At 68.0% G+C, this 10,884-nt stretch carries 8 protein-coding genes; 7 read left to right on the forward strand and 1 reads right to left on the reverse strand.

Annotation, left to right across the window (positions count from 1 at the left end; all coding sequences use genetic code 11):
* The first annotated feature begins 27 nt into the window (after positions 1 to 27).
* The 3 genes from ACI1US_RS12175 to ACI1US_RS12185 are packed head-to-tail and all read left to right on the forward strand — an operon-like array spanning position 28 to position 4,714.
* Positions 28 to 1,995 carry a DUF3556 domain-containing protein gene (locus ACI1US_RS12175; protein ID WP_461640711.1) on the forward strand — a complete coding sequence of 656 codons (1,968 nt, stop codon included), beginning with the start codon at positions 28 to 30 and terminating at the stop codon, positions 1,993 to 1,995.
* Complete coding sequence (locus ACI1US_RS12180) at positions 1,992 to 3,440, forward strand: phytoene desaturase family protein (protein ID WP_461640712.1); 1,449 nt, start codon at positions 1,992 to 1,994, stop codon at positions 3,438 to 3,440. Before ACI1US_RS12175 ends, ACI1US_RS12180 begins: the two co-directional genes overlap by 4 nt.
* A complete protein-coding gene (locus tag ACI1US_RS12185) occupies positions 3,437 to 4,714 on the forward strand; it encodes a PucR family transcriptional regulator (RefSeq protein ID WP_461640713.1) in 1,278 nt (425 codons plus the stop codon). Before ACI1US_RS12180 ends, ACI1US_RS12185 begins: the two co-directional genes overlap by 4 nt.
* A gap of 7 nt (positions 4,715 to 4,721) precedes the next feature.
* Here the strand turns inward: ACI1US_RS12185 and ACI1US_RS12190 are convergent, their stop codons facing one another.
* The gene (locus ACI1US_RS12190; RefSeq protein ID WP_461640714.1) at positions 4,722 to 6,392 is read right to left on the reverse strand and encodes a PucR family transcriptional regulator; all 1,671 of its coding nucleotides are present in this window, start codon (positions 6,390 to 6,392) and stop codon (positions 4,722 to 4,724) included.
* A 187-nt stretch (positions 6,393 to 6,579) separates the two neighbouring features.
* Here ACI1US_RS12190 and brnQ point away from each other — a divergent pair, with 187 nt between their 5' ends.
* From brnQ to ACI1US_RS12210, 4 genes are all read left to right on the forward strand, one after another.
* Positions 6,580 to 7,989 (forward strand): branched-chain amino acid transport system II carrier protein, encoded by a 1,410-nt coding sequence (brnQ, locus tag ACI1US_RS12195; protein WP_059059532.1) that lies wholly within the window; start codon positions 6,580 to 6,582, stop codon positions 7,987 to 7,989.
* Positions 7,986 to 9,227: an NAD(P)/FAD-dependent oxidoreductase gene (locus tag ACI1US_RS12200; RefSeq protein WP_416550154.1), complete on the forward strand. Its 1,242-nt coding sequence runs from the start codon at positions 7,986 to 7,988 to the stop codon at positions 9,225 to 9,227. Before brnQ ends, ACI1US_RS12200 begins: the two co-directional genes overlap by 4 nt.
* A gap of 16 nt (positions 9,228 to 9,243) precedes the next feature.
* Positions 9,244 to 10,173, forward strand: coding sequence for an ornithine cyclodeaminase family protein (locus ACI1US_RS12205; RefSeq protein WP_416550155.1), 930 nt, complete (start codon positions 9,244 to 9,246; stop codon positions 10,171 to 10,173).
* A gap of 15 nt (positions 10,174 to 10,188) precedes the next feature.
* On the forward strand, positions 10,189 to 10,884 hold a 696-nt coding region (locus tag ACI1US_RS12210; protein ID WP_461640715.1), incomplete at its 3' end, for a glycosyltransferase.

A 10,884-nucleotide genomic window follows, 5' to 3' on the forward strand; every position in this document is an offset into this window, starting at 1 on the left:
CAAAAACCTGTCACCAAAGGAGTTGTCATGGGTTTTACAGATAATCGGTTCCCCAACGTGGAACCGGAAACGTTCATCCAACGCCCGCTGCAGGAGCGCCTGAAGGTGCTCACCGCCCAGTGGGCGGAATGGGGGTTCGGCGCCGCCAAGAACATCTCCGTGCTCTACCTCGCGAAGGTGTTTGGCGCCTGGCTCATCGGCGGGCTCCTGCTCGTGACGCTGAGCTCGCAGCTCAACCCGCTCGAGCCCGGATCGTGGTGGATGAACCCCATCGTCTACCAGAAGCTGCTCGTCATGACGATGCTGCTCGACGCAATCGGCGTCGCGGGATCGTGGGGCCCGCTCGCCGGGAAGTTTGGCCCGCTCACGGGCGGGATCCTGTTCTGGGCGCGCCCCGGCACTATCAAGATGCGTCCGTACAAGTGGGTCCCGTTCACGGGCGGCAACCGTCGCACGGTCTTCGACGTGTTCCTGTACTTCGGGTTCCTCTTCGCGATGGGCATCGCGCTCCTCTCGCCCGGGCAGACGGCAGCAACCCTGCCCGCACTCGACCGATTCACGGGCTTCCTCGCGGACCCCGCAAACGGGGTGCCCGCGTGGCTGTCAGCCAACGCCGCGAGCTTCCAGCTCATCCAGACGACGCCCCTCGTGTTCGCGGTCGTGCTGCTCCTGCTCATCGGCCTGCGTGACAAGACGATCTTCCTTGCGGCCCGCGCCGAGCAGTACCTGCTGCCGATCGTGTTCTTCATCGTGTTCCCTGGCTTCTTCGAGGTGACGGACATGATCATCGCGCTGAAGCTCTTCCTCGTCACGGTCTGGGTCGGCGCAGGCTTCTCGAAGCTCAACCGGCACTTCAGCCTGGTGATCCCGCCGATGCTCAGCAACACCCCGTTCTGGCCGCCGCGCTGGCTGAAGAAGTCGATGTACAAGGACTTTGACGGAGCCGATCTCCGGCCGAGCCGCCCCGCACACCTCATCGCACACGTGCTCGGCACGATCGTCGAGATCGGGGCTCCCCTCGTGATGCTGTTCGTCGTCGGCTCGTCATTTGGTGGGCAGCTCACAGTCACGCTCGCGACGCTGCTCATGGTGGGCTTCTGCCTGTTCATCATCTCGACGTTCCCGCTCGCGGTTCCGCTCGAGTGGAACATGCTGTTCGCGATCTGCGCCGTGATCTTCTTCATCGGCTACCCGAACTCGGCCGGCTTCAGCGTCTTCGACATGTCACAGCCGTGGCTGCCGTTCGCGGTGATCGCGATCCCGCTGTTCTTCGTGATCTTCGGGTCGATCCGCCCCGACAAGGTGTCGTTCCTTGCGTCGCTGCGCCAGTACGGCGGCAACTGGGCGTCGGCGCTCTGGGCGATCCACCCCGACGCCGAGCAGAAGCTGCGCCGCGTGTACCGCCCGACAACCGACCAGATCGAGCAGCTACAGACCATGGGGCTGCCGTACCCGCTCGCCGAGACGTTTCTGCAGATGACGATCGGCTGGCGGTCGCTGCACAGCCAGGGGCGCGGGCTGTTCTCCGTGCTGTTGGATCGGGTGCCAGACATCAATCACCGCCGCGTGCGTGAGGCCGAGTTCGGCTGCAACGCGATGCTCGGCTTCAACTTCGGCGAGGGCCACCTGCACAACGAGGATCTCATCGCCGCGATCCAGGAGCAGGCGCAGTTCGAGCCGGGCGAGTTCATTATCGCCTGGGTGGAGTCCGAGGCGCTCTGGCGCGGGCACCAGAACTACAAGATCATCGACGCCGCGCTCGGCGTCGTCGAGACCGGGCGGTGGCAGGTGAAGGACGCGGTCTCCGAGCAGCCGTGGCTGCCGAACGGGCCGATCCCGCTGACAGTCACCTGGCGGTCGCCCGAGTTCGAGCAGCTGCGTTTCACCGCAACCGATATTGTTGGGCCAGACGCAACGGTGCTCGGGGTTGATACCGCGGCGCTGAATCAGTTCGTGGCGGAATCAGAGGTACTTGTGGAGGTACGGGAGCGATGACCACAGCGGTCGTAGTTGGCAGCGGGCCGAACGGGCTCGCTGCCGCGACCGTGCTCGCCCGCGCGGGCGTCGACGTCACCGTCGTTGAGGCCGCGGATCAGCTCGGAGGGGGCGCTCGCTCGGTCGAGTCCCCCCTCGCGGGGCTGGTGCAGGATCACTGCGCGGCCGTGCACCCGATGGCTCCCGGATCGGCGTTCTTTCAGACCCTCGACCTGCAGGCGATGGGCGTGCGTTGGGCCTACGCGCCGATCGACGCCGGGCACCCGCTCGACCGCGGCGAGCCCGGGATCCTGCGCACCTCCGTCGCCGAGACCGCGGCGGGCCTCGGCCGCGACGGTGCACGCTGGCAAGCGGCGTTCGGGCCATCCTCCCGTGCCTTCGACAGGCTCTCCGGCGTCATCATGTCGCCGATGCTCCGGGTGCCGAGGCACCCGCTGCTGCTCGCCAGGATGGGGCTCGTTGCCGGACCCCCGCCGGCCCTCGTGGGAAAGCTCTTCCGTGAGGAGCGCGCACGCGCCCTGTTTATGGGGGTCGCTGCCCATGCGCTGCAGCCGCTCACCCTCCCGCTCGTCACCGGTATCGGCGCGGGCATCATCATCGCGGGGCACGCCGTGGGCTGGCCCGTCGTCGAGGGCGGCACCGGCCGCTTCACCGACGCGCTCGTCGCCATGCTCCGCGGCATGGGGGTGAAGTTTGAGACCGGAACGCTCGTAACCAGACTGCACGAGCTGCCGCCGCGCGACATCACGATCCTCGACGCGCACCCGCGGGCCGCCGCGAGCATCCTCGCCGAGCAGCAGCCGCAGGGTGCGCGCCGCGCGTACCGTTCGTTCAAGCCGGGCCCTGCCGCTTTCAAGGTCGACTTCGCCGTCGACGGCGGGATCCCGTGGCGCGACCCCGAGCTCGCGCAGGCTGGCACCGTGCACGCGGGCGGCACGGCGGAGGAGATCATCGCCACCGAGAAGCAGGTTGCTGCCGGGCAGATGCCCGAGCGGCCCTTCGTGCTCGTCGGCCAACAGGCGGCGGCCGACCCCGCGCGCGCGAACGGCTCGATCCACCCGATCTACGCTTACGCGCACGTACCCAACGGCTATACCGGCGACGCAACCGAGGCGATCATCGCCCAGATCGAGCGCTTCGCGCCCGGCTTCCGCGAGCGGATCGTCGCGCTGAGCGCGCGCACGCCGGCAGAGAGTGAGGCGGAGAACCCGAACTTCATCGGCGGCGACATTCTCACGGGTGCGAAGTCACCGCTGCAGTTCCTCCTCGGCCCCCGGCTCAGTGCGCAGCCCTATGACACCGGCGTCTCCGGTGTCTACTTGTGCTCTGCAGCGACGCCTCCCGGCCCGGGCATCCACGGCATGGGTGGCTATAACGCTGCGAACCGCGCGCTCAGTGTGCTTGCGCGAGGCAGCCGCACGCGACTCGAGACGGTGACCGCATGAGTAGGCCGGAGAGCGCCGAGCACGACCGCGAGATGCGCGAGCTCATTGTGCGGGTCGGGCACATCATCCAAGAGATGACCCCGCAGATTGTCGAGGAGATGACCGACCTGCTATCGGAGCGGGTGTCGGGGCTCGACAAAGATGCGCAGATGATCCAGATGCTGCGCGCCAGCGTCGACGGAAACGTGTGGACCATCGGCCATATCCTGACCAACGACATTGCGATCGAATCGGTGCAGCCGAGCACTGCCGCCGTCGAGTACGCGATGCGCCTCGCGCAGCAAGACGTGCAGCTCGGCTCGCTCACGCGTGCCTACTACCTCGGCCAATCGCTTGTCGTGCGGCGCGGTATCGATGTTGTCGACGGGCTCGGGCTCGAAGACAAAGACCAGCAGATGAATCTCGTGCGGTGGATCACGGACGTCATCCACAACTACATCGACTGGATGCTCCAGTACGTCACCGACGTGTATGTCGCCGAGCAGGCGAAGTGGTGGACGGCGCGAGCGGTCACGAACGCCGCCGCCGTGCTCAAGACGCTGCGCGGCGAGCCGATCTCGGCGGCAGGCTTCGAATCCCGCACGAAGTACTCCCTCGAGCAGCACCACGTCGCGCTCATCGCGTGGCTCGAGTTCGACACGTCCGACACCGACGAGCAGCGCCAGATCGACCAGCTGCTTCGCCGGATCGCCGCGATCCTCGGCTCCACGAAACCTCCGCTCATCACCGCGGCCGACCGGATGACGGCGTGGGCGTGGGTCGCCACCCCGACACTTGACCTTCCCGCCGCGACGCTCGCGCGGGTGGCGAAGCTTGCCGAGGCTGAGGAAGCGAACAACATTCGCGTCGCCATCGGTGTGCCGGCGCACGGTGTCGCTGGCTTCCGGCGCAGCCACGAACAGGCCACGAAAGCTCGGCTCGTGGCGCTCGGCGCGCAGCGCTTCCGCGAATCGCAGCTTGTCGCGTTCAGTGACCCAGACGTCGGATTTCTGTCGCTGCTCATGCACGACCCGAAGAGCGCGATCACCTGGACGCACGAGATCCTCGGCCCCGTTGCGAACGGCGGTGAGCAGCACGCCGCCCTGCGCGAGACGCTCGCCACGTTCTACGCGACCGGCGAGAACTCCTCGAAGACCGCCGAGGTGCTCGGGCTGCACCGCAACACCGTCAGGCAGCGGGTTGCCCGGTTCGAGCAGGAGCGCGGCGGAGAGGCCGTCAACGGAATAGAGATTTCGCTCGCGCTGAAGCTCTTCGACCTGCTCGGCGACGGCTAGCCGGCGCTTAGCGGCCCAGGCGGCCGCGCATCGCGAGCTGCAGTGCGACGAGGAGCCGATCCTCGGGCCGAGTGAGGTCGAAGCCGGTGAGCTCCTGCGCGCGGCTCACCCGGTACCTCAGCGTGTTCGGGTGTACGTCGAGGAGGCGTGCAGCCTCGCGCGCGTTGCAGCCAGCGTCGACGTAGGTGTCGAGGGTTGCGAGGAGGTCGGCATCGAAGCGGCGGTCGTAGTCGGCGAGGATGGCGATGCGCGGATCGACGAGCTCAGGTTGCCCGCCGAGCAGCTGCACCGCCTCGCGCAGCAGCACCGACGTCCGGGACGCACGGAACGAGGTCACTCGGGTATCGCTGTCGCGCGTCGCATCGAGGACCCGGTCGGCCTCGGCCCGCGCCCCCGCGACCTGCTCGAAGCCCTCGACCGGGGCGACGAGCGCGAGGTGGAGCGGGGTGCCGCTGAGCTTCGGGTGCGGATCGAATCGCCTGACGAGCTGCTCAGCCCACTCCTCGAGGCGGTGCAGGTGTTGGAGCTGGGGGAGGAGAGCGTACGCACGCGAGCCGATGAGCACGAAGCGTGCCTGCGGCGCGAAGGCGCCGATGTGGAGCCTGAGCATGCGGGCGATTTCGGTCATCGCCTCCTGGCCCGTGCGTTCGTCGGTGCGAGACGTGGTGACAGCGATCACGGCGGCATCGCCGAAGTCAGGCAGTTCGAGGAAGGCGGCCGCGGTTCCCGCATCGACTCCGCCGTGCTCCCCGAAGACGCGCTGCAGCATCATCTCGGCGGCAGATGGAGCGTCGGCATCCCTCGTGAGCACGCGAGCGGCGGCACCGGCACCACCGCGGACGATCGTCGCAGCGTCGCTACTGAATCCGTGAGCCCCCTCCTGCAGCCAGATCGAGCCGATGAACTTCCCAGAGGGCGAGTGGATCCCGGTGACGAGCCTCGGCCGCATGCCGAGCTCGGCGTGCGCGGGCACCGACACCACCTCGCGTGAGGTCTGGATCGTGCGCATGACTCCCCACTCGTTGAGCAGCCGCATCGAGTCAGCCGGTGCCTCGCGGCCGAGGATTGCGCGAATGCGGAGGTCGTCGGCGGTGCCGTCGGAGGGCGAGTACGCGAGCACGCTCGAGTCTGGCCGCTCGATGGTCACCATGCCGCCCGCGCCCTCGGCGATCACCGAGGCGAGTTCCGAGAGGTCGCCGAATGTTGAGCTGGCTCCGGCACCAATGGTTGCTGCTGCCCTGAGCTGCGCGCGGTCGAGCCTGCGCGACACGGCAGCGAGCAGCACGTCCCAGCGTGCCAGCTGGTCGACAAACACGAGTGACATGTCTGCGCTGCTCGCCGCCGCTCGGATCTCGGCGGCGTCGCTGCCCTCCCTGAGCATGAGTGCGAGCGGCCGCTCGGCCGCGCGATGCTGCGTGTGGGCGGTGAGCCACCGCAGCACGAGGTCGTCGGCGACGCCGACGAAGAGCACGAGGTCCGCGTGCGGCGCGGCCCACGGCTGCGGGGTGAGATCGGATGGCTCGATGAGCGCGACCGTGCTGATGCCGGGGTCCGCACCCGCGCGAGGCAAGACGACCTCGCGCACCGCGGAATCGAGCGCCGCAACGAGTTCTTCGAGTCGCACCGCGGTCCGCGGCTCGGCAGCGAGCGGGCCTATCCGATCCGTGTGTTCGTGCATGGTCATAATGATAGGCCGAGATCTTTGCCCTGTTGCACGATGCAGCGGGGTGGCCGCACGTGCTTTGATTAAGCCGACGTGCGGGAGCGCTCGCGCCCCGCACCTATTTTTGCCACCTCAAGGAGGAGACCGTGCAACTCACGACTTTCACGCCGCACATCACGTGCCTGGCGAACGGCTGCCAGCGATGACCGGCGACAAGAAGCTCTCACCGTTCCAGATGCTCGCGTTGGGGCTGCTGCTCTTCGCGATGTTCCTCGGTGCAGGCAACACGATTTTTGCCCCGATGGTCGGCCAGGCCGCCGGCAACGAGATGTGGATCCCGATGACGGGCTTCCTCGTGACCGGCGTCGGCCTCGTGCTGCTCGCGATCATCGCGCTCACCATGGCGGGCGGGACCGTCGAGCAGCTCGCATCGCGCGTGCACCCCGCGTTCTCGTTCATCTTCTGCCTACTGCTGTTCCTCGCGCTCGGACCGCTGTATGTGAACCCGCGCACCACCTCAGTGGTGTACGAAATCTCGGTGAAGCCGATCCTCGGCGAGGGGCTGACGCAGGGCCCGTGGGCGCTGCTCATCTTCTCCGTGATCTTCACGCTGCTTGGCGTCTACCTGTCGCTCACCCCCTCGAAGCTCGTCGACCGCGTCGGCAAGGTGATTACCCCGATCTTCTCGGTGCTGCTCATCGTGATCGTCGTGAAGTCGATTGTCACTCCGATGGGTGAGCTGCACGACGCCGTCGACCCGTACCGCGACGGTGCCTTCATCAAGGGCTTCACCGAGGGATACCTCACGATGGATGCGCTCGCAGCCCTCGTGTTCGCCGGCGTCTTCATCCAGTCGATCCGCGGCCAGGGCATTTCGAGCCGCAAGGGCATCTCGATGACGTTCCTCAAGGCCGGCATCATCACGATCATCGGCCTCGCGCTGCTGCATATTTCGCTCGCGTGGATCGGCGGATCGAGCGTCGACTCGATCGGCCGCCCCGACAACGGCGGCACCGTCATCTCGGAGGCAGCCCGCACCCTGCTCGGCTACCCGGGTGTGCTCATGATCGGCCTCGTGATCTTCCTCACCGGCATCACGACGCTCGTCGCCTGCCTCACCGCGGTCGCCGACTTCTTCGCGAAGCGCTTCCCGAAGGTGTCGTACAAGACCTGGGTGTGGATCCACGCGGCTGCCGGCCTCGTGTTCGCGAACTTCGGTCTGCAGGCGGTGCTGTCGGCCGCGCTGCCGATCCTCTTCCTGCTGTACCCGCTGGGCATGACCCTCATCGTGCTCGCACTCTTCGACCGCTTCTTCGGCGGACGCCGCGCCGTGTACATCGGAGCCACGATCGGTGCAGGCGCGATCGCAATCCTCGACGCGGTCAAGGCCGCGGGCTTCCTCGTCGACGAGCTCAACGCCGCCTTTGCTTGGCTGCCGATGTTCGCCGATAACGGCGGCTGGATCCTGCCGGCAATTCTCGGCGGAGTCATCGGCTACCTCATTGGCCGCGCGAAGGGCGAGCCCGCAATTGACCGCACCGCACACATCTCCGTCATTGACGAAGACTCCGTTTCTGCGCACCCCGTAGCGAAAGGCGTACCCACCGAATGACCCGCGTGATCGTGATCGGGGCCGGCGCTGTCGGCCTCGCCTCCGCCTATTACCTCCGGAAGTCGGGTTGTGAGGTCACCGTCATCGACGAGGCCCCGCTCGCGGCGAAGGCGTCGGGGCACAACGCCGGCTGGCTCATTCCGAGCATGTCGACGCCCGTGCCCGCCCCGGGCATGATGCTGCAGGCGATGAAGTGGATGGTGCAGCCGGACAGCCCGCTGTACGTCACGCCGTCGCTGAAGCCGAGCTTCATCGGTTTCATGCTGCGCATGCTGCGGAGCTGCACGGACGCGAAGTTCCGCGAGGGGTCGGCGGTGCTCGCCGGGCTCAGCGCGACCGCGCTGTCCGACTTTGACGAGCTCGCTGCCGAGGGCGTTGAGTTTGAGCAGCACGAGGAGCCGCTCGCGATGCTGTTCACCGACGCGAGCCACGTCGACGGACGGGTCCGCGAACTTGAACTGCTCGACGGCAAGCTCCCCGGGTTTTCGTGGCGGCACATGACCGCACAGGATCTGCGCGCTCACCTGCCGGAGCTCTCGGACAACGTTGTCGCCGGCATCGAGTCGCGCGGCGACCGCTCGATCGACCCCGGCTCGTTCGTGCACGGGCTCGCAGACGCCTGCCGCAAACTCGGCGTCGAGATCCGCCTCGGCACCGCGGCGACGCTCGAACAGGCCGCGGGTGGCGAGGCCACCGTGCGCGTCGGGGCGGAGACGCTGCGCGCCGACAAGATCGTTGTCGCGGCCGGTGCATGGAGCAACGAGGTGCTGCGCGGCATCGGCGAACGCATCCCGCTGCAGTCGGGCAAGGGCTACGGCTACGACTTCCCGGTCGTGCCTGGCGGGCCGACGAAGCCGATGTATCTCGCGGAGGCCAAGGTCGCGATCACGCCGCTCAACGACCGTGTCCGCCTCGCGGGGACCATGGGGTTCGGCGGGCTCGACGAGTCGATTCAGTCGCGCCGCGCCGGCGGGATCCTCACGGGCGTGAGCTCGTACTTCGAGGGCTGGCCCGACCTGGAGCGCGCGCCCGAGCCCTGGACCGGGCTTCGCCCGATGACGCCGGACGGTGTGCCGATCATCGGCCCGCTCGCGAAGCACCCCAACGTGCTCGTCGCCACCGGTCACGTTATGCTCGGCATCAGCCTCGCCCCGACCACGGGCAAACTCATCGCGGAGCTCGCGACCGGTGTCGCACGCGCCGAACACCTGCGCGGCGTATCCGCCGACCGGTTCTGACTACAAGGAGACGCTCATGATCGCCCCAACTGGACTCCCGTTCCTCTCCGCCGCCGAAGTACGCGCGCAGATTGATCCCGACACGGCGCGCGGGCTCATCGAGCGCGCACTGCTTGAGGGCTTCGATCCCGCCGACGACCCGGCCCGCCAGTCGGTCGACGCGGGAGCCGGTCACCTGCTGCTCATGCCGTCGAGCCTGGGCAAGTCGGTCGGTGTGAAGGTCGCGTCGGTGTCGCCGGACAACCCTGCGAAGGGGCTGCCGCGTATCCAGGCGCTCTACCTGCTCATGGACGCCGCGACCCTCACCCCGCAGCTGCTGGTCGATGGTTCAGCGCTCACCATCATCCGCACGCCCGCGACAACCGCGGTGGCTGTTGACCGGCTCGCGGCACCTGATGCCTCGCGACTCGTGGTCTTCGGCAGTGGCCCGCAGGCGGTCGACCACGTGGTCGCGTTCGCGCGGATCCGCGAGCTCACCGACATCCGGCTCGTCGGCCGCAACCCCGAGCGCACCGCCCCCGCGATTGCGCAGCTCGCTGAGCTCGGCATCACCGCGACGCTCGGAACGGCAGCTGATGTTGCGGACGCTGACATCGTGCTCTGCGCGACGTCTGCGAAGGATCCGGTGTTCGACGGCGCGCTCATCAAGGACGGTGCCTGCGTCGCCGCGATGGGCTCGCACGAGGCTGACCGCCGCGAGCTGCCTGGCGACCTCATGGCGCGGGCGCTCGTCGTCGTGGAGGATCAGGAGGCCGCGCTGCGTGAGGCCGGCGACGTCATTATGGCCGCAGCTGAGGGCAACCTCGACACGGACGCGCTGCACGGTCTCGCGGAGCTCGTGCGCGGCGAGATCGCACGCGACCCCGAGCGTCCGAACGTCTTCAAGGGCACGGGAATGTCGTGGCAGGATCTCGCTGTCGTCTCGGGGCTGAGCGCGCCGAAGTAGGGATACGCTCGTGTGATGAGTGTTCTCGAGGATACGCAGCCGCTGCGCATCGGCTTCGTCATGCTGCACACCTCGCCGCTCGACGTGCCCGGCACGAAAGACGCTGGCGGCATGAACGTTGTCGTGCGTGCGCAGGCGCAGGCGCTCGCCCGCGCGGGCCACGAGGTGCAGATCTTTACGCGCCGCGCAGCGAGCGAGGCCGCAGCGCGGGTCGAACTCGCGCCCGGGCTCGCTGTGATTCATCTTGACGCTGGCCCCGCGCGGCTGCTGGCGAAGGGCGATCACGAGACGGTGCTCGCGGCCTTCGAGGCGGCGCTCGCAACCGAGCTCGAGGCGAGCCCCGTCGACCTGCTCCACGCCGAGCACTGGTTCTCCGGGGTCGCGGCGTTGCCGGTCGCGCGGAAGCTGCGGATCCCGCTCGTGCAGAGCTTCCATTCGATCGCAGTTCCGAAAGACTCCGAGCAGCCGGGCGAGCGCCCGGAGTCGCCCGGTCGGCTCGCGGGGGAGCGCATGCTTGCACGCGAGGCCGATCTGCTCGTTACGGTCAGCGCGGCAGAGCGGCGGGAGATCGTGGAGGATCTCGGCGGCGACGCGACGCGAGTGCGTGTGGTGCAGCCGGGGGTCGACGCGGACCTGTTCCGGCCATGCTCGCCCGACGAGTGCACGGATCGCGCCGAGTGGCTGCGGGACGGCGGGCTCGCAGAGGTGCTC

It is taken from the genome of Leucobacter sp. BZR 635 (assembly GCF_048061935.2).
GTDB lineage: Bacteria > Actinomycetota > Actinomycetes > Actinomycetales > Microbacteriaceae > Leucobacter.